The organism is Runella sp. SP2, assembly GCF_003711225.1.
Classification (GTDB): Bacteria; Bacteroidota; Bacteroidia; order Cytophagales; family Spirosomataceae; genus Runella.
The window spans coordinates 5,817,501-5,840,765 of the sequence record NZ_CP031030.1 but is presented as its reverse complement, the minus strand read 5'-3'; the positions used below and the strand labels follow the sequence as shown (position 1 = coordinate 5,840,765).

The 23,265-nt window shown below is 44.7% G+C and carries 20 protein-coding genes and 1 tRNA gene; 8 read left to right on the top strand and 13 right to left on the bottom strand.

Annotated features, from left to right (window positions below):
* Positions 1 to 37: 37 nt before the first annotated feature.
* Both DTQ70_RS23485 and DTQ70_RS23450 read left to right on the top strand, forming a co-directional pair.
* The gene (locus DTQ70_RS23485) at positions 38 to 337 is read left to right on the top strand and encodes a sigma factor-like helix-turn-helix DNA-binding protein (RefSeq protein ID WP_122933058.1); all 300 of its coding nucleotides are present in this window, start codon (positions 38 to 40) and stop codon (positions 335 to 337) included.
* Between the two features lie 3,033 nt (positions 338 to 3,370).
* Positions 3,371 to 3,886, top strand: coding sequence for a hypothetical protein (locus DTQ70_RS23450; RefSeq protein WP_122933052.1), 516 nt, complete (start codon positions 3,371 to 3,373; stop codon positions 3,884 to 3,886).
* 172 nt (positions 3,887 to 4,058) lie between these two features.
* Here the strand turns inward: DTQ70_RS23450 and DTQ70_RS23445 are convergent.
* Positions 4,059 to 4,131 (bottom strand) — tRNA-Met (locus DTQ70_RS23445).
* A gap of 129 nt (positions 4,132 to 4,260) precedes the next feature.
* Between DTQ70_RS23445 and era the strand changes: the two genes are divergently transcribed.
* Positions 4,261 to 5,184, top strand: a complete 924-nt coding sequence (gene era / locus DTQ70_RS23440; protein ID WP_122933051.1) for a GTPase Era — start codon at positions 4,261 to 4,263, stop codon at positions 5,182 to 5,184.
* A gap of 93 nt (positions 5,185 to 5,277) precedes the next feature.
* Positions 5,278 to 6,585: a ribosome biogenesis GTPase Der gene (gene der, locus DTQ70_RS23435; protein WP_122933050.1), complete on the top strand. Its 1,308-nt coding sequence runs from the start codon at positions 5,278 to 5,280 to the stop codon at positions 6,583 to 6,585.
* A 98-nt stretch (positions 6,586 to 6,683) separates the two neighbouring features.
* Here der and DTQ70_RS23430 read toward each other — a convergent pair whose 3' ends face one another.
* From DTQ70_RS23430 to ubiE, 5 genes are all read right to left on the bottom strand, one after another.
* The gene (locus tag DTQ70_RS23430; protein ID WP_122933049.1) at positions 6,684 to 8,831 is read right to left on the bottom strand and encodes a S46 family peptidase; all 2,148 of its coding nucleotides are present in this window, start codon (positions 8,829 to 8,831) and stop codon (positions 6,684 to 6,686) included.
* Positions 8,832 to 8,916: 85 nt separating this feature from the next.
* The gene (gene chrA, locus DTQ70_RS23425) at positions 8,917 to 10,116 is read right to left on the bottom strand and encodes a chromate efflux transporter (protein ID WP_122933048.1); all 1,200 of its coding nucleotides are present in this window, start codon (positions 10,114 to 10,116) and stop codon (positions 8,917 to 8,919) included.
* Between the two features lie 60 nt (positions 10,117 to 10,176).
* A complete protein-coding gene (locus DTQ70_RS23420; RefSeq protein ID WP_122933047.1) occupies positions 10,177 to 11,136 on the bottom strand; it encodes an isopenicillin N synthase family oxygenase in 960 nt (319 codons plus the stop codon).
* A 105-nt stretch (positions 11,137 to 11,241) separates the two neighbouring features.
* A complete protein-coding gene (locus tag DTQ70_RS23415) occupies positions 11,242 to 11,982 on the bottom strand; it encodes an outer membrane beta-barrel protein (protein ID WP_122933046.1) in 741 nt (246 codons plus the stop codon).
* On the bottom strand, positions 11,931 to 12,653 hold the full coding sequence (gene ubiE / locus DTQ70_RS23410) for a bifunctional demethylmenaquinone methyltransferase/2-methoxy-6-polyprenyl-1,4-benzoquinol methylase UbiE (protein ID WP_122933045.1): 723 nt from the start codon (positions 12,651 to 12,653) through the stop codon (positions 11,931 to 11,933). The genes DTQ70_RS23415 and ubiE overlap by 52 nt, the downstream gene beginning before the upstream one ends.
* A 111-nt stretch (positions 12,654 to 12,764) precedes the next feature.
* Between ubiE and DTQ70_RS23405 the strand changes: the two genes are divergently transcribed.
* The gene (locus tag DTQ70_RS23405; protein WP_122933044.1) at positions 12,765 to 13,097 is read left to right on the top strand and encodes a phage holin family protein; all 333 of its coding nucleotides are present in this window, start codon (positions 12,765 to 12,767) and stop codon (positions 13,095 to 13,097) included.
* 68 nt (positions 13,098 to 13,165) lie between these two features.
* Here the strand turns inward: DTQ70_RS23405 and DTQ70_RS23400 are convergent, their stop codons facing one another.
* Genes DTQ70_RS23400 through DTQ70_RS23370 form a run of 7 tightly spaced genes read right to left on the bottom strand, consistent with a single transcriptional unit; the run spans position 13,166 to position 19,533 of the window.
* A complete protein-coding gene (locus DTQ70_RS23400; RefSeq protein WP_122933043.1) occupies positions 13,166 to 13,765 on the bottom strand; it encodes an acetyltransferase in 600 nt (199 codons plus the stop codon).
* Between the two features lie 11 nt (positions 13,766 to 13,776).
* Entirely contained in the window at positions 13,777 to 14,382 is a 606-nt protein-coding gene (locus tag DTQ70_RS23395; RefSeq protein WP_122934532.1) for a sugar transferase, read from the bottom strand.
* A complete protein-coding gene (locus tag DTQ70_RS23390; protein ID WP_122933042.1) occupies positions 14,351 to 15,553 on the bottom strand; it encodes a glycosyltransferase in 1,203 nt (400 codons plus the stop codon). The genes DTQ70_RS23395 and DTQ70_RS23390 overlap by 32 nt, the downstream gene beginning before the upstream one ends.
* A 43-nt stretch (positions 15,554 to 15,596) precedes the next feature.
* Positions 15,597 to 16,364 carry a glycosyltransferase family 2 protein gene (locus tag DTQ70_RS23385; RefSeq protein ID WP_122933041.1) on the bottom strand — a complete coding sequence of 256 codons (768 nt, stop codon included), beginning with the start codon at positions 16,362 to 16,364 and terminating at the stop codon, positions 15,597 to 15,599.
* Positions 16,324 to 17,022: a hypothetical protein gene (locus tag DTQ70_RS23380; protein ID WP_164490173.1), complete on the bottom strand. Its 699-nt coding sequence runs from the start codon at positions 17,020 to 17,022 to the stop codon at positions 16,324 to 16,326. The genes DTQ70_RS23385 and DTQ70_RS23380 overlap by 41 nt, the downstream gene beginning before the upstream one ends.
* A gap of 11 nt (positions 17,023 to 17,033) precedes the next feature.
* Positions 17,034 to 18,662 carry an acyl-CoA carboxylase subunit beta gene (locus tag DTQ70_RS23375; RefSeq protein WP_122933039.1) on the bottom strand — a complete coding sequence of 543 codons (1,629 nt, stop codon included), beginning with the start codon at positions 18,660 to 18,662 and terminating at the stop codon, positions 17,034 to 17,036.
* A gap of 46 nt (positions 18,663 to 18,708) precedes the next feature.
* The gene (locus DTQ70_RS23370; RefSeq protein WP_164490172.1) at positions 18,709 to 19,533 is read right to left on the bottom strand and encodes a 5'-methylthioadenosine/adenosylhomocysteine nucleosidase; all 825 of its coding nucleotides are present in this window, start codon (positions 19,531 to 19,533) and stop codon (positions 18,709 to 18,711) included.
* A 114-nt stretch (positions 19,534 to 19,647) separates the two neighbouring features.
* Between DTQ70_RS23370 and DTQ70_RS23365 the strand changes: the two genes are divergently transcribed.
* From DTQ70_RS23365 to DTQ70_RS23355, 3 genes are all read left to right on the top strand, one after another.
* A complete protein-coding gene (locus DTQ70_RS23365; protein WP_122933038.1) occupies positions 19,648 to 22,317 on the top strand; it encodes an MGH1-like glycoside hydrolase domain-containing protein in 2,670 nt (889 codons plus the stop codon).
* Between the two features lie 113 nt (positions 22,318 to 22,430).
* On the top strand, positions 22,431 to 22,769 hold the full coding sequence (locus DTQ70_RS23360) for a carboxymuconolactone decarboxylase family protein (protein ID WP_122933037.1): 339 nt from the start codon (positions 22,431 to 22,433) through the stop codon (positions 22,767 to 22,769).
* 18 nt (positions 22,770 to 22,787) lie between these two features.
* A complete protein-coding gene (locus DTQ70_RS23355) occupies positions 22,788 to 23,147 on the top strand; it encodes a hypothetical protein (protein ID WP_122933036.1) in 360 nt (119 codons plus the stop codon).
* Positions 23,148 to 23,265 lie beyond the last annotated feature (118 nt).

Below are 23,265 nucleotides of genomic sequence, written 5' to 3'. Positions count from 1 at the left end.
AGTATAAATTTTGGTTGAACTTTTTAAAACAATACGCATGAAAAGCAAAAGCACGAAACAAGTAACGCCTCAGGAACGGGCGTTTCGTTATTACGTCATGGGGTTGAATTGTCAAGAAATAGGAAAGCTGCTAGACCTTTCAACGAGAACAATTGAGAGATATATGCAGCTTGGAGAATGGAAAGAACAGACAACGGGCAAAAATGTTGAGGCAAAAGCGTATGACCTCCACGAAGGGGGTAAAACTTACGCAGAAATCGCCCAAATGTTGCAAGTAAGTAAAGGGACTGTTTTTAATTATATGAAGCGATATAAGGCAAAAGAGGGGCTATTATAGGCAAATTGATAGCGTTTTGTTAGGTGCTAAAACGGGATTTTTGAGACTTTTTTAAAAAGGCGTTGGAATTGCGCGGCAAAATGGGCGTGGTTCGTCCCGTTTCCTTCCCTTGGTTATTTCTTTTTTTTCATCACTTTAAACATTCAACTTCAATGAAAGAACACGTAGAAGCTAGGCACAAAGCAGTAAAAGAAAAGTACCTCAAATTGTATAAGCAAGGTTTGAGGGATGACGTAATTTATGAGCAATTGGCAAAAGAGTTTTTTTACTCTAAAGTTACCATTGAGGCTATTATTTGGACTAGGGGCGGGTATCACAATTTGAGAAAGGAGGGTTAGACCTCGACGCCAATAGTTGAACCTTTGGCCGTGTGTGGGTGTGTGCGGGTTCGGCTGTTGGGGTTGAGGCACGGGGGGCGTGGGGGGCGTAGTCACCCGCAGGCGTTAGTAAGGTGTTTAGGTGGTATTTGGGTTAGGCTTTGGCACTCTGTTTTACACGGAGTGCCTTTTTTTTCAGTTTTAGCCTCAGCGTATGGGCACCTGGTCATTCCTGGCAAGTGTTGGTACCAGGCTTTCAGTTTTGGCCTCAGCGCGGGCACCTGGTGGTTCCTGGCCGATTGATGGTTTTAGCCTCAGCGTATGGGCACCTGGTCATTCCTGGCAAGTGTTGGTACCAGGCTTTCAGTTTTGGCCTCAGCGCGGGCACCTGGTGGTTCCTGGCCGATTGATGGTTTTAGCCTCAGCGTATGGGCACCTGGTCATTCCTGGCAAGTGTTGGTACCAGGCTTTCAGTTTTGGCCTCAGCGTGGGCACCTGGTGGTTCCTGGTCGATTGATGGTTTTAGCCTCAGCGTATGGGTGCCTGGTCATTCCTGGCAAGTGTTGGTACCAGGCTTTCAGTTTTGGCCTCAGCGCGGGCACCTGGTGGTTCCTGGTCGATTGATGGTTTTAGCCTCAGCGTATGGGCACCTGGTCATTCCTGGCAAGTGTTTGTACCAGGCTTTCAGTTTTGGCCTCAGCACGGGCACCTGGTGGTTCCTGGCCGATTGATGGTTTTAGCCTCAGCGTATGGGCACCTGGTCATTCCTGGCAAGTGTTGGTACCAGGCTTTCAGTTTTGGCCTCAGCGCGGGCACCTGGTGGTTCCTGGTCGATTGATGGTTTTAGCCTCAGCGTATGGGCACCTGGTCATTCCTGGCAAGTGTTTGTACCAGGCTTTCAGTTTTGGCCTCAGCACGGGCACCTGGTGGTTCCTGGCCGATTGATGGTTTTAGCCTCAGCGTATGGGCACCTGGTCATTCCTGGCAAGTGTTGGTACCAGGCTTTCAGTTTTGGCCTCAGCGTGGGCACCTGGTGGTTCCTGGTCGATTGATGGTTTTAGCCTCAGCGTATGGGTGCCTGGTCATTCCTGGCAAGTGTTGGTACCAGGCTTTCAGTTTTGGCCTCAGCGCGGGCACCTGGTGGTTCCTGGCCGATTGATGGTTTTAGCCTCAGCGTATGGGCACCTGGTCATTCCTGGCAAGTGTTGGTACCAGGCTTTCAGTTTTGGCCTCAGCGCGGGCACCTGGTGGTTCCTGGCCGATTGATGGTTTTAGCCTCAGCGTATGGGCACCTGGTCATTCCTGGCAAGTGTTGGTACCAGGCTTTCAGTTTTGGCCTCAGCGTGGGCACCTGGTGGTTCCTGGTCGATTGATGGTTTTAGCCTCAGCGTATGGGTGCCTGGTCATTCCTGGCAAGTGTTGGTACCAGGCTTTCAGTTTTGGCCTCAGCGCGGGCACCTGGTGGTTCCTGGTCGATTGATGGTTTTAGCCTCAGCGTATGGGCACCTGGTCATTCCTGGCAAGTGTTTGTACCAGGCTTTCAGTTTTGGCCTCAGCACGGGCACCTGGTGGTTCCTGGCCGATTGATGGTTTTAGCCTCAGCGTATGGGCACCTGGTCATTCCTGGCAAGTGTTGGTACCAGGCTTTCAGTTTTGGCCTCAGCGCGGGCACCTGGTGGTTCCTGGTCGATTGATGGTTTTAGCCTCAGCGTATGGGCACCTGGTCATTCCTGGCAAGTGTTTGTACCAGGCTTTCAGTTTTGGCCTCAGCACGGGCACCTGGTGGTTCCTGGCCGATTGATGGTTTTAGCCTCAGCGTATGGGCACCTGGTCATTCCTGGCAAGTGTTGGTACCAGGCTTTCAGTTTTGGCCTCAGCGTGGGCACCTGGTGGTTCCTGGTCGATTGATGGTTTTAGCCTCAGCGTATGGGTGCCTGGTCATTCCTGGCAAGTGTTGGTACCAGGCTTTCAGTTTTGGCCTCAGCGCGGGCACCTGGTGGTTCCTGGCCGATTGATGGTTTTAGCCTCAGCGTGTTGAAAACATAAACGGCACTCTGATTGCTCAAAGTGCCGTTTATAGTGGTTTGCTAAAATGTAAGAACTCGTTGGAAAGTTTTACAAGTCGGTGGAGTACTCCCGCAGAGCGCCCCGTGCACAAACCCTTTTTTTGTACGGGTGAAGCCTGAGCCGAACCCGTGTGAGCCTGACCGCTCAGGTCTGGCAATGATGGTAACAAAATTGTCTTATACTTTGTTCCTCAGCCTTTAAACGCCAAAAGCACCGCGATTTCTCAACGGTGCTTTTGGTTCGGAGCCTAAAGACAGCGTCCTTGGGCGTTAGTGAAACATGAACAAAGGGGGCTTTAGTTCCCGTTTAATAAGTCTTTGTTGGCTTTATTGGTGTTTTTGGGGACTTTTGCGCCCGTTCGGTGTTTTGCGCCTTTTGGGGGCTTTTTATGGCATTTAAACGGGCAAAACGTGGGTTTTTAGGGTCAATAAAAAAAGATGTTCAAAACTATTGCAAAATTCTACGCATTTTTTGAACCTTTGACTTCCTAAAAATTACAGATAATGCTACGAAATCAACATTTTGCCCGTGATGGTGTGGGTTGGTGTACCCTTTGGCGTACCCCTATGCGAAAGCCCCCAAACGCTTCTGTAAGCGTTAGGACACCTTAGACGGGCATTTTTTATTTACTTCCTAAAATTACAGACTTATGGTTACATTCGACAACGGGGACTTGGTGATAAGAATCCCCAATGAGGGTACATTTGAGGGGTGGTTATGCCTAAACGCTGCCCTATTTAATGCCTACGATTACACACTTCAAACGGTTCGTTATGCCGAGGGTGAATTTGACCCTAAAACAAGCATTACGTATTTACGCTATTTGGCAAATGCTATGCAGGTGTTTCAGGCTGATGCAATGTTTGCCGCTACCGATGCCATAAAGGCCGCTACGGTCAGAAAGGAGGGGGGGAGTATGAGCGCGCCCGTAGTGTTTACCGATAACGACCGTCTAATTTTAGAGGCTGCAAAGGAATTGTTAGTACAAACGGAGGCTGAGGAATATCAAAAAGCAATTTGGGAAATGTTCGAGTGTTGGGTAAGTTCGGAACTTACGGACGGTTCAAATTGTCGCGACCGTGCTACGGTTTGGTTTGCCTGTAAATGGTTGAATGATTTTTTTGAAAGGTCTAAAGGCGTTCCAGTTTCTAAGCCCACTATTTAGGGGGGGTGTTTAAATGGTGTTTAAATAAAAGAGGCTGTTTAAACGGTGGTTGAGTGAGGGGTATTTTTTTCTGTGCGTAGTCGTTTTTCTTTGTATGCCTACGCTAATGCCTACGCTGTAAAATTGAAAAGGCGTAACTCGTTGTTTTTCAACTTGTTACGCCTTTTGCTTGTAGCGGGAACAGGACTCGAACCTGTGACCTCCGGGTTATGAGCCCGACGAGCTACCAACTGCTCTATCCCGCGATATAATGGGACTGCAAAGGTAAGAGCTATTTTCAAAAAAACAACTATCTTTGCAAAAAATATTTTTTTTTATCGACACCTAGCCCCTCTACATGTGCCAGAGGGGCTAGGTGTATTAATACGAAAACAATGACAATTGAAGATAAAGAGGTGTATAACAATCCCAATCATCGGGCGGGGTTTATTAGTATTGTAGGAAAACCTAATGTAGGAAAATCGACGCTAATGAACGTTTTGGTCGGAGAAAAGCTTTCTATTATTACGTCAAAAGCGCAAACGACCCGCCACCGCATCATGGGGATTTTGAATGGAGTTCACGAAGAAACCGAATTTCAATTGGTTTATTCAGATACCCCAGGCATCATAAAGCCCCAATACAAACTACACGAATCAATGATGGAGTTTGTAAAAGGTTCGTTGGAAGATGCGGATATCGTTTTGTTTGTCACCGATATTTTTGAAAAACACGACGAAAGTGAAGTACTAGAACAACTTTCAAGAACGGAAGGCGCCCTAATTTTAGTCATCAATAAGATTGACTTAGCCACGGAAGAACAAGTTCAAGAAAAAATAGCATATTGGAAAGAAAAGCTATTTACGGCGGCTATTGTGACGGTATCGGCTTTGCAGCAAGAGGGGATAGACAAGCTCTTCACGGCCATCATGGAGTATTTACCGATACATCCACCTTATTTTCCAAAAGATGAGCTTACCGACAAGCCAGAGCGCTTTTTTGCCTCGGAAATCATTCGAGAAAAAGTGTTTTTGAACTACAAAAAAGAAGTTCCATACAGTACAGAGGTTGTGATTGAGGAGTTTAAGGAGAAAAAAGACATCATCGTGATTCGGGCGGTGATATTGGTAGAAAGACAAAGTCAAAAAGGAATTATCATCGGCGATAAAGGCGCGATGTTGAAAAAGATAGGAACCCAAGCCCGGGAAGATATGGAACAGTTTTTTGGCAAAAAGGTGTTCTTAGAACAATACGTAAAAGTAGAACCCGACTGGCGAAACAAAATTCAACGCTTGAAACAGTTTGGATACGATAACTAAGGGAAAAGGGCTGTAGGCACATCTCAAGCGAATGTGCGAAAGGGGGTATAGTTTGACCCGAGTCTCGATTACCAACATTTTACACTTTTTTCAATGTCAAATATAGTAGCAATAGTAGGACGCCCAAACGTGGGCAAATCAACGCTGTTTAACAGGTTGATTCAACAACGACAAGCCATCATGGATGACCAAAGTGGGGTGACCCGCGACCGTCATTACGGCAATTCCTTTTGGACAGAACAGTATTTTACAGTGATCGATACTGGTGGATACGTAGTGGGTTCGGAAGATGTCTTTGAAGGTGCCATTCGTGAACAAGTTGAAATCGCAATGGACGAAGCCGACGTGATTTTGTTTATGGTCGATAGCATGACAGGACTCACCGACCTCGACAAAGAGTTTGCAAATGTCGTACGTAAGTCAAAAAAACCAGTGTATTTGGTTGTAAACAAGGCTGAAACCCGTGACCGTGAAATGGCTGCTGCCGAATTTTACGAACTCGGTCTGGGCGAGCCTTATGCAATTTCGTCACAAACAGGTTTTGGTACGGGTGATTTGCTCGACCAAGTAGTGAAAAATTTCAAAAACGCAGGGATTGAGGATCCTGACGCAGGCATCCCTAAAATTGCAATCCTAGGCCGCCCTAATGTAGGAAAATCGTCGTTCTTGAACGTTTTAACGGGCAAAGAGCGAAGCATTGTGACCGACATTGCTGGAACTACCCGTGATGCCGTCAATACGCGTTATAAAGCCTACGGTAAAGATTTTATCTTGATTGACACGGCAGGTATTCGTCGTAAATCACGGGTGAAAGAGGCCATTGAGTTTTATTCAACACTGCGTTCGGTAAAGGCCATGGAGGATTCGGACGTTGTGCTTGTGATGTTAGATGCTTCGCGTGGTTTAGAAGCCCAAGATCTCCATATTATTGGAATGGCTCACAAAGCCAAAAAAGGCATTGTGGTGATGGTCAATAAGTGGGATTTGATGGAGAAAGACTCAAAAACCGCCGACAAACTCCGTAAAGAGATGATTGAACGATTGGCGCCAATGGACTATATGCCCATCATTTTTGCGTCGGTTCACGAAAAGCAGCGGATTTTCCAGGTGATGGAAAAGGTGATGGAGGTGTACGAAAACAAAACGAAGAAAATCACGACTTCTAAATTGAATGAAGTAATGCAAGCGGAGATTGAGCGTTATCCGCCACCAGCACACCGTGGTAAGCATATCAAAATCAAGTACATGATTCAATTGCCAACGCCGTCGCCAACTTTTGTTTTCTTCACAAACCACCCTAAATACATCAAAGAATCGTATATCCGATATTTGGAGAATAGAATGCGTGAAAACTTTGATTTTGAGGGAGTTCCGATTACAATATTCTTCCGCGATAAATAGGGTTTAGTCGATAGGCCATGGTCGATAGTAAACAGTCGATGGTATTGCATTTATACCTACAAACTGTGGACTATCGACCGTTGACTATCAACCAGCCATTACTTCACAATTTTTAGCTCTTTTACCAAATCAGAACCGCCTAGTTTCTCTATGCACCAAAGCACGTAGCGGATGTCAACGTTGATACAACGTTTGAATTTTTGGTCAAAGACAATGTCACCCGACATCGCTTCCCAGTTGCCGTCAAAAGCCAAACCAATCAATTCACCCTTGGCATTGAGCACAGGGCTGCCCGAGTTACCACCCGTAATGTCATTGTTAGTAATAAAAGCTACACTGACTTCTCCGTCGCTATCCGTGTATTGACCAAAATCTTTGGCTTTGTACAGGTCAAGAAACTTCTGTGGTAAATCAAATTCGTCGTCTTTGGGCTTGTACTTTTCAATAATACCCGAAATCGTCGTGCGGTATTTGTAGTGAACGCCGTCGCGTGGGTCATAGTCTTGCACATTTCCGTAGCTTACGCGCAAAGTGCTATTGGCATCAGGGTATTGAACCAAAGCTGGATTCATTTCGCCAAGTCCTTTGATGTAAGTACGCGCCAATCGTTTGTCAACTTCCTGAAAATCAGTGTTGTATTTTGCGTATTTTGAGACGTAGTTTCGCTGAAAATCAGAAAAATACTTAAATGCCCAGTCGTTGGTCAATTTTTCATAATCAGGGCTTTCCAAAAACTGCGTAAATCGTCCTTTATCAGTAAAAATGCTTGTAAGATAAAGGTCTTGGGCAAATTTTTTGAACGACTCCTCGGGTGTTCCTGCCGAAAATTTCGATAAAATCTCCGCAACGATGGCAGGATGTTGATCTTTCGGAATATCGTTGTAGAAAGCAAGGAGTGTTTGGGCGACAATTTTCTGGTCAGAAGGCAAATTAAAAGACTTAAAGAAAGCCTCTCCTGCGGTTTTTAAACGCTCAGAAGCAGCTTTGGTCGTGGCAGCTTCTTTAAATCCATTGGCACTCATCACTGCTGGAAGGGCGATGTTGACCAAATGAGCCCCAAAAATTCCCTGAGAAAGATACACCGAGTGAGTCGAGTAAGGTTCGTAGGCCGCGTAGGCTTTTTGCCATTCCTCAAAAATACTTTCGTACTCAGCTTTTCCTTTGGCCCATTCTTTAAATTGGTTTTCGAGGGCTACTTTTTGGTCATACACTTTGAGGTGAACGAGTTGCTCGGTTTGACCAATAAAATATTTCCAATAGTTGGCAATGCTGGCATATTCAGACGCAAGAGCAAGTTTGACTGCCACGTCTTTGTCCATTTCTTCTTTCCATGCTTCCAAACGTACTCCACGATTTTTGACAATGCCTGGGTTCACTTTTTCAATCGCCAATTTGATTCCCATAGAAGTCTCGTAGCGGTTGGTACGTCCTGGAAACCCAAATACCATCGCAAAATCCCCTGGTTTAATGCCTTTCAGGGAAATAGGTAAGAATTTTTTGGGACGGTACGGAACGTTGTCTTTGGAGTAGTCAGCTCCTTTGTTGTCTTTGTTGGCATAAATACGAAATACCGAGAAATCGCCCGTGTGGCGAGGCCAAACCCAGTTATCGGTATCACCCCCGTATTTTCCGATGCTTTGCGGAGGAGTTCCTACCAAACGAATGTCGGAGAATTTTTCAAAAACAAACAAATAATAGGCATTCCCTTTGGCAAACTCGCGTACAGAAGCGTTGTAATTGGTGCCTTCGGTCGCTTTTTGAGAAAGCTCATTGCCCAATTGGTTGACTTTGGCAGCGCGGGCTTTTTCGTTAAGACCTGCCAATTGAGGGAGAACTTTGTCTGTTACATCCTCCATACGTACCAAAATGTCGATGTAAAGGTCTTTGATGGGGCGTTCTTCGTTGGAGGATTTTGCCCAAAAACCGTTGTCGAGAATGTTGTCTTGTGGGGTAGAGTTTGTCGCGATGGCATCGTAGCCGCAATGGTGGTTAGTAAACAAAAGACCTTGGTCAGACACGATTTCGCCCGTACAAAAACCGCCACCCATGCGAACGATGGCATCTTTTAAACTGGCATTGTTGACGTTATAAATCTCTTTTGCGGAGAGTTTAAAGCCTTGTTTTTTCATTTGGGCTTCATTTTTTCCAATCAAAAGCGGAAGCCACATTCCTTCGTCGGAGGGATTCCCAGCCCATGCCAGCGAGCTTGCCAACAATGCACACAGGGTTGTTTTAAGTTTATTCATGGTTTGCTAAAAACAGAAATGTAATAAAAAGAAACTATTGGTTGAACGTAGATTTTTCTGATTGTCGGAAAGGAAAGAGCTGCTTTTAAAGCAGGATTCCCAGCAAAATGCCACCAAAAACAATCATATAAGGGGGCGTTTTGGTGAAGTAAAGTAAACAAATTGTGAGCAGAATACTAAAAATACCCGTAGAAGAAGTAGCAGTCGCCATAAACATCCGAATGACTGCCGCGGTGGTTAGGCCAACACTGGCGGCATTGAGCCCTTCAAGCGAAGCCCTGACGCCTCGGTATTTTTTTAATTCATTCCAAAAACGATACACAAAGAAAATTAAAAACGTGCCTGGGAGAAAAATTCCAAAACTTGCGGCAGCACCGCCAACGAGCTGCCCAAAAACGCCATCGTTACGCATGGAAAGTGCGCCAATGTAAGACGCTATCGAGAAAACAGGGCCAGGGACAATCTGAGCCAAGGCCATACCTGTTAAAAACTCTTGCTCTGAGAGCCATTGTTTAAACTCCACAAACTCAGTGTAAAGCATGGGGTTAAGTACCTGCCCTCCGCCAAATACCAAACTACCATTTCGGTAAAAGTTTTCAAATAAGCGAATCGGGAGCCAGTTGGTGATTTTCCCAAGAAGGGCAGCTGCAATGAGTACGCCAAGCCAAAGAAAAAAGTTGGCCCACTCGATGCGAATAGGCGTTTTGTCCAATTTTTGGAGTCGTTGGTATTGAAAAGATGTAATGACGCCACCTAAAATCACGACAATGGGGGTCATGTAGGGCGAGGGAAAAATGTACGATACGACCGCCGATATTCCCAAAATAATCCAATGAAGCTGATCATGAATGACTTTGGAACCAATTGAATAGCCGCCGTACGCTAGAAAACCAATGGCCATTGGCTCTACAAAACGCATAAACGATAATGAAATGTGATGCTGCTGGAGGTAAGAAATCCCTAAAGCTGCCAACGTCATCACAATTACGGCAGGCAACGACCAAATCAGCACGGTAAGATAAGCAAGGGTAGGGCCTCCGATTTTAAAGCCCAAGGCTGTGATGGTTTGAGTGGAAGTAGGGCCAGGAAGTACTTGACAAAGTGCTTGTAATTCAAGGAGTTCTGCTTCGGTAATGTAGCGTCTTTTTTGAACAAAACGCTCCAAAAACATCACCAAATGCACTTGTGGGCCTCCGAAACACGTCAATGCAAGAATAAGAACATCTTTGAGAAAGATGAGGTAGCGAATTTGCCTAACGTGTGAGTGTAAAACTGATTCCGACAAGTGAGTAGGTGGGCTTAGTCTCCTCACTACCTTCTGAAAAAGCAGTGAGGAGGGGGATGATTATGCTTTTTTCAATCCAAGCTCGATGAGGCGTTCGTTTAGGAATTCACCTGCGGTCATGTCAACGTACAGTTTGGGATGTTCGGCCGTAACGCAACTGCTCAAACAAGTCAAGTTCATCTCGGCACGTGGGTGCATAAAAAACGGAATCGAGTACCGCGACGTATTCATCTTTTCACGTGGAGGATTGACTACGCGGTGAATCGTTGACTTGAGTTTGTGGTTGGTGAGGCGGTCGAGCATATCGCCTACGTTGATGATGATTTGGTCGGGCGAAGGCGTTGCAGCAATCCAAGCTCCATCGCGACGGAGCACTTCTAATCCTTCCGCACTGGCACCCATCAACAACGTAATGAGGTTGATGTCGCCGTGGGCCGCCGCCCGAACGGCTCCCTCGGGTACAGTCTCGGGGTCAAGTGGAAAATAATGCAACGCCCGCAAAATGCTATCTCCGTTACGTACCTTGTCTTCAAAATAATCTTCCTCCAAGTCGAGATACAGGGCAATGGCGCGAAGAAGGGTTTTTCCTGTATTTTCAAATGTATTGAAAACCAAGGTTGTGTATTCTTCAAAGTTAGGTACTTCTTCGGGGAAAACATTGGACGGCATTTCGCCTTCGGGAGTAGGCTGGCCTACGTGATAAAACTCCTTTAAATCAGCTACTTTAAACCCTTTCGCTTTTTCACGCCCTTTGCTGACGTAGCCACGCTGACCGTTGAGTTCAAGAAACTCGTATTTGTATTTGACTTCGTCTGGTTGTTTAAAAAACGCCTGAACAGTTTCATAAAGTTTTACCCGAATGTCTTCCGTCAGGCCGTGGTTAGAAATGGCTACAAAGCCAATATTATTAAAAGCAGAACCTAAATCTTGAACAAATTTGGCTTTGCGCTCAGGATTGCCCGAGGTAAAATCGGATAAGTCTAAAGACGGGATTTCGTCTAAAAGAGCAATTTCTGACATGATAGTTGATGATTTGGAATAAAAGAAACTATCCGCTATTGGTCAAATAGCGGATAGCCCAACAATTTGGGATTCATTTATACAAAGTTTGAAAAAACAATCGGTTTATTCAAACATCAAATAAATTGTAACGGAGTGGGAAGTCAAACGACGGATTCCGTTACTTACGGTATTGAGGTCATTGGCACGGAATAAGTTAACAATGCCGTGCGAAAATCGAATTTCAGGGGAAAATTTTGTGTAGGCCAAGAATTGCTCAAGCCCGAAACCGTAGTCCACCGTCAAATCTGAACCACGGGTATTGAGAAAATCCGAACCTTGGCGAAGACGCTTCCGAACGTTGGTTTCAAAACCAAATGTCATACCCCCAAGCATGTACATGCGGGTGTTCATGCGACGTTGAGATTTGTATTTGAACAAGACAGGGATTTCAATCCACGTAGCCTCACGAAGTTCACTGCGGGTACTTCCCTTGGCAAATTCATACCGAACTTGGCGGTCATACAGCGATACCGAAGGCGTCGTACGAATATCCCAACTATCATTGAGATAGCCATTTACCACAAAGCCCATGCGGAAACCTGCCGTGGCAGGTGCCGTAATGCGATTGAGGGTATCTTGGGTTAAAAACGTATTGCTATGCACGATACCAAAACGGGTGACGGGCAGGGCAAACAAAAAGCCGTAATGTACGGGCTTATCGTCGTAGTGTTCTAAATGTTTGCGGTAATAGCTTGACGTTTGGGCGTTTGCCGAAAACAAGATTGCTTGCCCAAGGAGCAACGCGCCAACAATTACTTTTTGCCAACGTAAATGGAGCAAATTCCGAAAGTGAGTGGTATGCATTTCGTGTTTTTAAAACCTGCCTGTTCGTAAACTTTCAAAAAGGCGTTTCCATCAGGAAACGCCTGTACCGATTCGGGCAAATAGGTGTAGGCCGAGGCATCTTTGGAAACCATTCGTCCGATAACTGGTAAAATGTAACGAAAGTAAAAGTTGTATAATTGTTTGAAAGGGAAAGTTTTCGGTTTTGAAAACTCCAAAACAACGCAAGTTCCGCCTGGTTTGGTCACCCGGCACATTTCGGTGAGGCCCGCTAATAGGTTTTCAAAGTTACGGACTCCAAAAGAGGCAATGACCGCATCGAACGAATTGGTTTCGAGCATGAGATTGGTCGAGTCGCCACTGCGAAGTTCAATCACGTTTTCCTTGCCCATTTTTTTGATTTTCTCACGGCCTACCGCCAACATCCCCTCCGAAATATCGACCCCAACGATTTTGGTGGGATTTAGCTTGAGGGCTTCAATGGCAAAATCACCCGTGCCCGTGGCAATGTCCAAAATCGTTTGAGGTTTTTCGGGTTGAAGAAGTTTGATGGCACGTTTGCGCCAGTAAAAATCAATTCCTGCACTCAGGAAGTGATTTAAAAAATCATATTTTGCCGATACGTTATCAAACATTTCAGCAATTTGCTCACGCTTAGAAGCGTCTTTATCTTTATAAGGAACTACAGTCATGTGAGTATCAATAAATAAGGATACAAAGGTACGAACGACATTGGTGAAACGCTTTGTAAGACTAAAGAGTTTTACGTAAAATTGTTAATCGTATTGAAATACTTACCCAGAATGATAGAAAAAATCGAAGAAATTCGGGATTATTTATACAAATACCTCGAAGCCCGCCTGGATTTATTCAAAACCGAAGCCCAAGAGCAGATTGAAAACATTGTTATTCAAATCATCTATTTGGTGGTTTTGTTGTTGCTGGTTTCTCTGACGGGCATTTTTGTTTTTATAATGTTAGCCGTTTTACTCAACGAATGGCTCGATAGCCGTTATTGGGGCTTTGCTATTGTGTTTGGACTCCTTTTAATAAAAACAATTGTTTGGATTCGGGCAGGAGGTTGGGTCAACAACATTGTCCGTCGGCTTTTATACCACATCTTTAAGAAGAACTAAGCTAAAGCTCGGGGTGTGAGCATCCCTCGGCACACTCAAACGGCTAACAAATAACAGTTAACTTGTAATCAAGCACTTATTTTGATAACCCGAGCAGGATTGCCGCGTACAATGGCGTTGTCAGGAATGTTTTTGGTGATAACACTTCCTGCGGCAATCATACAGTTTTTGCCAATGGTTAAGTTAGGAGCGACGACTGTCCCAGCGCCAATCAACGTCGCTTCTCCTACCCGAACGTTGCCGCACAGCGTGGCTCTGGGTGCAATGTGTACAAAATCTCCAATAATACAGTCGTGGTCGATGGAGGCGGCGGTGTTGACAATCACGTGTTTACCAATATAAGCGTCGGCTTGAATTACCGTGTTGTGAAAAATAACGGTCCCTTCATCCCATACCACCGATTCGTCAATGATAGCCGTAGGATGAGCCACTTTTCCAAAACGATGTTGTATGCTTGAAGCTACTTTTTTTCGTATGGCATTGTAGCCTATAGAAATAATGAGGGGAAGAGACGGCGATTGTTGGGCACGATACTTTCCAACGACAGGAATTCCCCAAAGTTCGTTTTTCGATAAATCATCATCAAAAATGGCGTTGATTTCTACATTTTGGGCCCGCAAACAACTGATGATTACCTTGGCGTGACCACTGGCACCGTATAAGAGCATAGTCGTTGGAGTTAGTTATTTCCCGTAAATTTTTCCATTGTCATTGTCTGCGAAGCATTTATTCCTTCCGATTTAACCACTTTCATGGCCGTTAGCCATAAAATCTTCAAGTCGAGAAAGAAGGAAAGATTTTCTACGTACCAAACATCGTACTCAAATTTTTGCTGCCATGAAATCGCGTTGCGCCCATTGATTTGTGCCCAGCCCGTAATCCCAGGTTTGACCTCATGTCGGCGCTGTTGACGGAGATTGTACAACGGTAAGTATTCCACTAATAACGGACGAGGCCCAACCAGCGACATATCGCCCTTCAATACATTGATAAGCTGAGGCAATTCATCTAGCGAAGTTTTGCGTACCCATTTCCCTACCGCTGTCAGGCGCTCGTGGTCGGGTAATAGTTCTCCCTGTTTATTCTTACGGTCGTTCATGGTTTTAAACTTCCAAATCCTAAAAATCTGCCCATGAAGTCCAGGCCGCAGTTGAAAAAAGAAAGGTTTTCCGTCGTTATAAAAATACAACAATCCACTTACCAACAGCGTAATAGGTAAAGTAAGGAGTAGTAAAATACCAGCGACGGTTTTGTCAATCAGCGGTTTGAAAAATTGTGGGTACATGCGGCAAAGTTACGGATTCGGTAGCGGCTACCAAACGCCGATAAAGCATAAGTTTTGCGTGCCATACGTCTTCTGGAACAAACCATTTGCGGACGCGGAGCTGGGCTGCTTGCCCATGTTGGTGGATGAGCTGCGGGTTTTGGAGGTAGGCAATTATTTTCGCTGCAAGGTCTTGGGCTGAGCGGGGCGCGCAAAATGTGCCTGTTCGGTTATCGTCAACGGCATCCTTCAAGCCCGTGACGTTACTCACCACTGCGGGTTTGCCCATGGCAGCGGCTTCTAGGACAACGTTCCCGAGTCCTTCGCGGTGACTGGGCAATACCAAAAAATCAATCAGTGCATACACGGAAGCAATGTCTGATTGGTGATTGATGTGTACAATCGAAGTATCGTGTTTCAATTGTGAAAGCAACCGATGGGAAATAGGCTGTCGGTCGTCACAGTCACCCACCATCAAAAGTTTAGCGGCAGGAATGACCTGCTTTACCCATTGCCAAGCATCATACAATTCTTGAATACCTTTGTCGGGCGTGAGCCTACCCACAAATCCGACGATGGGCTGAGCAGGATTGAGATTCCACTTTTTTCGTAAATTTTCTACTTTTTCTAAGTCGATAAAAGCAGGGTTAAATTTCTGTTTGGCATCTATGCCGTTGCAACTGCCGTGGTGCATAACCGAAATTTTCTGCGTAGAAATCAAACGTTTTTGGATGGCACTTTGCCGTAGGGAAGGACTGACCGCGATGACGTGGGTAGCCAACGCACATGTCATTTTTTCTATTCCCCAGTAGAATAGTTTCCAAGGCCAGCGGGCCGTTTCGAGTGGAAGCCCGTGCATTTCATACACGCGAACAGGCACACGGGCGAACGTCGCAGCCATCATGCTTAGAAAGGCGGCCTTGGGGGTGTTGCCGTGAACTAGGGTAGGGCGATGCTTACGGAAGTAAGCGTAAAGCACTCTTATATTTGAGAGCGAATTGAGAATGTCTTTGTTGCGGGTAAAAGGAATCGCAAAAGTGGTGAGATGATTCTTTTGACCAAACTCCTTCAAAAGCCCACGGTGTTCTGACGAAAGGACGTGCAGATTATATTGGTTTATATTCCAAAACGACGATTGATTTTCTAAGAAACAAAGCGAAATGGGTACAGTAAATGTGTGTATTACCTTCATAATGAGTCACTTTTTAAAACCTTGGTGACTTTAAAATAGGTAATTAGTGCAAGAGCTTTCGCAAAAAATCTAGAAAAATTTTAACAAAAAATACAGATATACCTAAGAATAGTTTAATAAAATGCCATCTTTTTAGATAGTATTTTACCAAAACGATTAACCAGCTAAAGCGAGTTTGAAAATTTTGGTAGAAATTATTTTTAAAGGTATATTCTAGCAAAGGAGTTGAGAGATTTGAGTATGTGCTCGAAGAAGCTGCTCTCAGGAGAAGTTCTTGGTCTTCATTTCTGGAAAAATCTTGATAAGGCCATTTTTTAAACCATGCAGTACGTCCACACCAAGTGGGATGAGCGATTGAAATGGTTTTGAGCCAAGGTTTAGAAACTATACCCGAATGTGAAGTAGAAAATATACGCTTTCCAATTACTTCGCCAGTGGGGCTAACTAAGTGAATTGCCGTACCTACAAGGTCAACTTGGGGGGTATTTTCCAAAAAAATGATTTGTTGTTCTAATCGTTCGGGCAAGGAAAAATCGTCGGCATCCATTCGTGCAATGTAGGGTGTATCGGCGAGCTTCACCCCTTGATTAAGCCGCTCGACGATGCCTTTGTGAAGCCCATCACTGATGATTGTAATCCGACAATCTTGAAATGAATGTGCAATTTTCAGGGTAGAGTCCGTCGAACCATCGTCGAGGAGGAGGAGTTTCCAGTGTGGGTAGGTCTGTTGCTGAATTGATTTTACTGCCCTTGCGAGCGTAGTTTCACCGTTAAAAACGGGCAAAATGACGGTTACTTGAGCTGGACACATAGCTGATGTCTTTCGTATTTTCAGAGAAGGCGATGTAAATACGCCGAACCAAATCTACGTTTCGACTCAATTCTCCTATTTCAGGATACATTTTTGCGTAGGATTTGGGTGAATGAAATTTATACTTTCTGAAAAAATCATTTCCCATCACCTCAAAATAATACGTAGTTCCGTCTAGCAACATGGTCAATTTTGGAGGTTTATTAGAAATCACTTGTACTTCGCCATCTTGTATTTCAACCCGAGTCGTTTGTTTAAAAGAACGATATACATTGTATAATGAATCTGTAACGATGGATTGGTCGCGGCTTGATAAGACAGCGTTGGCAATCAGTTCATTAAAAAAAGTGGTTTCTTTTAAACTGACTTTGAAATCAACCGTAGAACGTAGAAATCCTTCTTTGGTGTGAAAAAGAGTACGTTTTTCGAGGGATAATTTTTTTCGTTTTTGGGTAATGATGTACAATTCTTCGGCCTCTCCAATAGCTAGTGAAAGGTTAACCCAGAGCCTTACTTGGTAGGAGTTTCGCGGCAATCTAGGCTTATTCAAACGTAATTGCTTGGTAAGCCCTTCGAAATAAGGCGAAAACTCCTGCCCCATCACTTGGTGGGACAGGAGTAGTATGAATAATACAACCAGTCGAGGTAGATTTTTCATAAAGCGTTTAATTACGTCTGAATCACTCCTACATTGAATGGCTTTTGAATAGGCGCATGGTTGGCCGCTTCGATACCTGCCGAAATGGTGCGGCGCGTGTCTAAGGGATGAATGATACCGTCGGTCCACAAGTGTGCAGCCGCATAATACGGTGAAAGCTGTTCGTTGTAACGGTTGGTGATGTCGGATAAAAGCTCTTTTTCAACTTCGGGGTCAATCGTTTGACCTTTGGCTTTAAGCGTAGCCACCTGAATTTGAAGCAGCGTTTTGGCCGCCGAAGCCCCACTCATAACGGCCAATTGAGCCGTTGGCCACGCATAAATCAAACGCGGGTCGTAGGCTTTGCCGCACATGGCATAGTTACCCGCGCCGTAAGAGTTTCCGATGATAAACGTGAACTTGGGCACCACCGAGTTGGCTACGGCATTGACCATCTTAGCGCCGTCTTTAATAATCCCGCCTTGTTCCGAACGACTGCCTACCATGAAACCTGTCACATCGTGCAGAAACACCAGCGGAATTTTCTTTTGGTTACAGTTCATGATAAAACGGGCAGCTTTGTCGGCGGAGTCGGAGTAAATCACGCCGCCCATTTGCATTTCGTTACCGCTTCCACTTCCTTTTTTAGCTTTGACCATTTTTCGCTGATTGGCCACAATTCCTACCGACCAACCGTCAATTCGAGCATAACCGCAGAGCAAAGTCTGACCGTACAATTGTTTATATTCTTCAAACTCGGAGTTATCTACAATTCGCTCAATGATTTCCCGCATATCGTAGGGCTTGTTGCGGTCGGCGGGGAGCAAATCAAAAATTTCGTCGGGATTTTTTTTGGGTGGAGCGGGTACAATGCGGTCAAACCCAGCTTTAGGCGAATGGCCAATTCGGTCAAAAATGCGTTTGATAGCGTCCAAACAGGAAGGGTCGTCGGGGTATTTATTGTCGGTAACACCCGAAATTTCACAGTGGGTGGAGGCACCACCCAAGGTTTCGGCATCTACGTCTTCACCAATGGACGCTTTGACTAAGTAAGGACCTGCCAAAAATATCGAACCCGTCCCTTCCACAATCAGCGCTTCGTCCGACATGATAGGCAAGTAAGCCCCGCCTGCAACGCAGCTTCCCATAATGGCCGCTACTTGCAGTAAGCCCATGGACGACATCACGGCATTGTTACGGAAAATTCTTCCAAAGTGCTCTTTATCAGCAAATACATCGGCTTGAAGGGGTAGGTAAATCCCCGCACTATCGACGAGGTAAATAATGGGAAGTTGGTTCTCAATGGCAATTTCTTGGGCCCGTAAGTTCTTTTTGGCTGTAATCGGAAACCAAGCGCCTGCCTTCACCGTCGCATCATTGGCCACAATCACGCACTGCCGCCCCGATACTTTCCCGATCCCAATCACCACACCGCCCGATGGGCAGCCGCCTTCTTCGGGATACATACCTTCGCCTACAAATGCGCCTACTTCCACAAAATCGTTAGCGTCGTCCACCATATAGTCGATGCGCTCGCGGGCGGTTAGTTTTCCCTTTGCTTTGTGTTTTTCGATGTTTTTAAGTCCACCGCCTAATTTTACTTTTTCGTAACGACGGTTCAATTCGTCTAAAAGCTGTTGATGAAATTCACGATTCGTCATAATTGACCTGATTTAGGGAATGAATGATGTCACAAAATGCACCTTTTTAGGGAAGTTTCCCCAATAAATTTAGTAAAAGGTGCGCTGAATTGTAAGATGCCACCTGTTTAAAATTTTCGATGCTATCGCGCGCTTTGCTGTCGGCTTTATCGCTCATGCTTCTGATAACCAAACAAGGTACTTTTTGTTGCCAGCAAATTTGCGCCACGGCTGCTCCTTCCATTTCGGTGGCGTCCGCCCCAAATTTTCGACGCAGTTCGTTGGCTTTGTTTTCAGAAGTAACGAGCAAATCGCCCGTGACAATCGTTCCTGTCAAAATTTTTGGTGAACGATGAGTCGTACCCAATGGCTGAAAATTGGTATGCTTGGCTACTTCTTGAGCTGTTGTTAATAACATAGAGTCAGCCAAAAAATACAAAGGATTGAGTTGTTTCGTCATCGGGTTGCGAGTACTTCGGGTAAATGTACTGTCGTTGGTCGCTTGGCCATAATCGTATTGGAGGGTTTGTTTACCAATGACAATATCGCCTGCCTCCAAATCGGGATGTAAACCACCCGCAATTCCCGTAAAAATCAGCTGTTTAGGACGAAATTCATTAAGGAGAAAAGCCACTGCCATCGAGGCATTTACTTTTCCAATTCCTGTTTTGAGAATAACGACCTTTTGTTTTCCAATTTTCCCCGTATAAAACGGAATTCCGTGTATGATTTTTGTCTTGGAATGTTGCAATGAACGTTGAAGTAATTCAATTTCTTCGTCCATTGCTCCTACCAGCGCGATGGTAGAGGTAGGAGAATAAACTTGAGAAAAAAGCAAGGGAATATTGCCCCATAGAAAGATAAATAGTAGTTTCCAGCGCAAAAAATACATAAAAAAGATAGTTGAAGATGGGAATAAATGCTTATTTGATGCAAAATTGCAGAAAAACCTATCGCTGATTCCGCTATTTTTGTAATTCCTTGTAATAACCCACTCTAATACACAATGAAAGATACTGCTGAAAGAAAGCGTATTCATGCGCGTGCCGACAACAAAGGCTGGAAAAAATGGGGGCCTTACTTAGCTGAACGCCAATGGGGGACTGTTCGCGAAGATTATAGTTACTGGGGCGATTCGTGGGGGTTCATCTCACACGAACTTTCTCGTTCGTATGCGTATCGTTGGGGTGAAGATGGCATCGGTGGTATTTCGGATAATAAAGGGCACATCTGCCTAGCTTTTGCGTTTTGGAATCACCAAGACCCCATCATCAAAGAACGTTTGTTTGGCCTAACAGGACCCGAAGGAAATCACGGGGAAGATGTGAAGGAATTGTACTATTATCTCGACAGTACACCGACTCACTCTTACATGAAATTGCTGTACAAATACCCGCAGCAAGCATTTCCCTATGCCAAACTATCGGAGGAAAACCGCAAACGAAACCGCCTTCAACCCGAGTATGAAATCTTGGATACGGGCGTTTTTAATGATAATCGCTACTTTGATATATATATAGAGTATGCCAAAGCGGATGAAAACGACTTGTTGGTAAAAATTACGGCACATAACCGCTATACCAAAGAAGCGCCATTGACCATTTTGCCCACACTCTGGTTTCGCAACACGTGGTCGTGGGGATACGAGCAGTTCAATTACAAACCCATTCTGAATGGTATTGCCAATCGTCAAATTGACGTAAACCACCGCTTGCTGGGACGGTATAAGTTTTATTTGGATGGAGCCGATGAGCTAATTTTCTGTGAAAACGAAACCAATACAGAAAAGATATTTGGAAAACCGAATGCCATCCCTTATACCAAAGATGGTATCAATAATTACATTGTTACGGGGAAAAAGCAATTTATCAATCGAAATCAAATTGGTTCGAAAGCGGCGGGGCATTATAAAAAAATAGTACCTGCTGGTGGAAGCGTAGAAATTCGCCTTCGTTTTTCAAATCAAACCCACTTGATGAACGCGTTTGAGGATTTCGACGAAATTTTTGAACAACGCAAAGCCGAAGCCGACGAGTTTTACGATGACTTGCAAAAAAATGTTACTGACCCTGAGCTTCGTACCGTGCAGCGTCAAGCCTTTGCGGGAATGTTGTGGAATAAACAGTTCTTTTATTATAATGTAAACGAATGGCTCAAAGGTGATCCTAAGATGCCGTTCGAGTTCAAAGGAAGAGCCTATCCGCGTAACCTTACGTGGAAGCACATGTACACGGCCAATATTTTGTCGATGCCCGATAAATGGGAGTATCCTTGGTTTGCAGCTTGGGACTTGGCATTTCATACCGTTACTTTGGCTCGACTTGATCCTTATTTTGCCAAACGACAACTGGCAGTAGTGCTTCGGGAGTATTACATGCACCCCAATGGTCAGTTGCCTGCTTACGAATGGAACTTCTCGGACGTAAACCCGCCTGTACACGCGTGGGCAACTTGGAAAGTCTATGAAATTGACCGTGAAATGAACGGACAGGGAGATGTGGCCTTCCTTGAACGTGTTTTCCATAAATTGCTGCTCAACTTTACATGGTGGGTCAACCGTAAAGATGCCGAAGGAAACAACGTTTTCTCAGGTGGTTTCTTAGGGCTTGATAATATTGGGGTATTTGATAGAAGTGCAGAATTACCAACAGGTGGGTATTTGGAACAAGCCGATGGAACGGGTTGGATGGCCATGTACACATTGAACATGCTTCGCATTGCCTGTGAAATTTCGTTGGTACGACCTGCGTACCAAGACATGGCATCGAAATTTTTTGAGCACTTCTTGCACATTGCTGCTGCCATGAAGTCATTGGGGGGAGATAAAATTAGCCTTTGGGACGAAGAAGACCAATTTTACTATGATGTACTCCATACCCCTGACAATAGAAGTATGTTGTTGAAAGTGCGGTCTATGGTCGGTCTGATTCCGCTATTTGCCGTCGAGATTTTGGACGACGATTTGCTCGAAAAGCTCCCTGACTTTAAAAGAAGGGTAGAATGGGTACTCACCAATCGACCCGATTTGGCGTCGTTGGTGTCTCGTTGGCACGAACCAGGCAAAGGAGAATCACACTTATTAGCTTTGCTTCGCGGTCACCGAATGAAGATGTTGCTCAAACGAATGTTTGACGAAACCGAATTTTTGTCGGACTATGGTATCCGTGCTTTGTCAAAATTCCACGAAAAACATCCGTACGAGTTTTACGTAAATGGGGAAGTGCTTCGAGTGAAATATACGCCTGCCGAATCCGAAAGCAGTATCTTCGGTGGAAACTCTAACTGGCGTGGCCCCATTTGGTTCCCGCTTAACTTCCTAATCGTCGATTCACTGTTGAAGTTCTATAACTACTACGGCGACGACTACGAGATTGAATATCCTACCAATTCAGGCAACGTTATGACTGTTCGGGAAGCTGCTATGTGCGTAGCGGAGCGACTGATTAATATTTTCCGTAGAGACGCAAACGGCAATATCCCAGTCTATACTTCATCGAAGTTGTTCCAAGAAGACGAACACTTCAAAGATTTGTACTTATTCTATGAATACTTTAATGGAGATAACGGAGATGGGCTAGGAGCATCCCACCAGATGGGCTGGACGGGGTTAGTCGCTGATTTGATAGAAATTACTTCGGTTCATAAACAGAAAATGAGCGAACTATCAGCTCATTAATCATCCATTAATTCATTGTTGAATCAATGCTTTGGTCAAGGTAGGGAACAAAATAGGCATAACCTCAGTTTTGTTAACCATATCATTGACCAAAGCATTTACTATTTATACGTATGTCACTTGTAGAAGATTTCAATAGCTATCGGACTAAAATGAACGACCGCATTATGTCGTCCGATAATCTTATTATTAAGCGCCTTTTCAATTTAGATACAAATTGTTATTCAGAAGGGCATCTTGATGAAGCAACCAAAGAAATGTTGGGGCTTGCGTGTTCGATGGTTCTTCGGTGTGACGATTGTGTAAAATACCATTTAGGGAAATGCAAAGAATTGGGCGTAACCGAACCACAAATTCAAGAAGTGTTTTCAATCGCCACACTCATCGGCGGTTCAATCGTGATTCCACACCTACGTCGTGCCGTTGAGTATTGGGACGAACTTTCTAAATAGTGCTTATATATATAGGATATGATAGAGGTAAACGAACAACTCGAAAAAAATTGGGAAAAACTGTTGGATACGCTCCAGTCAATGGTGGGTAAAAGACCAGAAGATTTGAACAGCGTCCTATTTCTAATAGGAGTTCAAGAGCTGGGGAAGGGGCCTTTGCACTTTACAAAAGAGCAAAAACAGGATTTAATGCACATTGCTACCTGTAAAGTTCTCAGTTTATCGGGCTTTTATACCCTCGAAGGACTTGATAAAGATGGTTGGCCACACTGGAAATTGAACGAAAAACTGCCTCGTATCTCATTAATTAGCCAAGAAAACGTTTTGCGTGAGCACGTTTTACGATATTTTGGGGAGGAGCTGGGTATTTTTTTGTAGGTGTAATGGTTTGGTTGTTAGGTGATTGTGAAATATTTTCAAAAATAGTTGTTAAAATATTTGGAGTGTGTTGGAAAAAGTGGGACTTTTGCAACCCCAAACAACGAGGGCGGGTGAA

Bases quoted from the DNA above. Each gene is read 5' to 3' on its own strand.
- DTQ70_RS23485 (WP_122933058.1), top strand. From the start codon at position 38: ATGAAAAGCAAAAGCACGAAACAAGTAACGCCTCAGGAACGGGCGTTT.
- DTQ70_RS23450 (WP_122933052.1), top strand. From the start codon at position 3,371: ATGGTTACATTCGACAACGGGGACTTGGTGATAAGAATCCCCAATGAG.
- era (WP_122933051.1), top strand. From the start codon at position 4,261: ATGACAATTGAAGATAAAGAGGTGTATAACAATCCCAATCATCGGGCG.
- der (WP_122933050.1), top strand. From the start codon at position 5,278: ATGTCAAATATAGTAGCAATAGTAGGACGCCCAAACGTGGGCAAATCA.
- DTQ70_RS23430 (WP_122933049.1), bottom strand. From the start codon at position 8,831: ATGAATAAACTTAAAACAACCCTGTGTGCATTGTTGGCAAGCTCGCTG.
- DTQ70_RS23420 (WP_122933047.1), bottom strand. From the start codon at position 11,136: ATGTCAGAAATTGCTCTTTTAGACGAAATCCCGTCTTTAGACTTATCC.
- DTQ70_RS23415 (WP_122933046.1), bottom strand. From the start codon at position 11,982: ATGCATACCACTCACTTTCGGAATTTGCTCCATTTACGTTGGCAAAAA.
- ubiE (WP_122933045.1), bottom strand. From the start codon at position 12,653: ATGACTGTAGTTCCTTATAAAGATAAAGACGCTTCTAAGCGTGAGCAA.
- DTQ70_RS23405 (WP_122933044.1), top strand. From the start codon at position 12,765: ATGATAGAAAAAATCGAAGAAATTCGGGATTATTTATACAAATACCTC.
- DTQ70_RS23400 (WP_122933043.1), bottom strand. From the start codon at position 13,765: ATGCTCTTATACGGTGCCAGTGGTCACGCCAAGGTAATCATCAGTTGT.
- DTQ70_RS23395 (WP_122934532.1), bottom strand. From the start codon at position 14,382: ATGTACCCACAATTTTTCAAACCGCTGATTGACAAAACCGTCGCTGGT.
- DTQ70_RS23390 (WP_122933042.1), bottom strand. From the start codon at position 15,553: ATGAAGGTAATACACACATTTACTGTACCCATTTCGCTTTGTTTCTTA.
- DTQ70_RS23385 (WP_122933041.1), bottom strand. From the start codon at position 16,364: ATGTGTCCAGCTCAAGTAACCGTCATTTTGCCCGTTTTTAACGGTGAA.
- DTQ70_RS23380 (WP_164490173.1), bottom strand. From the start codon at position 17,022: ATGAAAAATCTACCTCGACTGGTTGTATTATTCATACTACTCCTGTCC.
- DTQ70_RS23375 (WP_122933039.1), bottom strand. From the start codon at position 18,662: ATGACGAATCGTGAATTTCATCAACAGCTTTTAGACGAATTGAACCGT.
- DTQ70_RS23370 (WP_164490172.1), bottom strand. From the start codon at position 19,533: ATGTATTTTTTGCGCTGGAAACTACTATTTATCTTTCTATGGGGCAAT.
- DTQ70_RS23365 (WP_122933038.1), top strand. From the start codon at position 19,648: ATGAAAGATACTGCTGAAAGAAAGCGTATTCATGCGCGTGCCGACAAC.
- DTQ70_RS23360 (WP_122933037.1), top strand. From the start codon at position 22,431: ATGTCACTTGTAGAAGATTTCAATAGCTATCGGACTAAAATGAACGAC.
- DTQ70_RS23355 (WP_122933036.1), top strand. From the start codon at position 22,788: ATGATAGAGGTAAACGAACAACTCGAAAAAAATTGGGAAAAACTGTTG.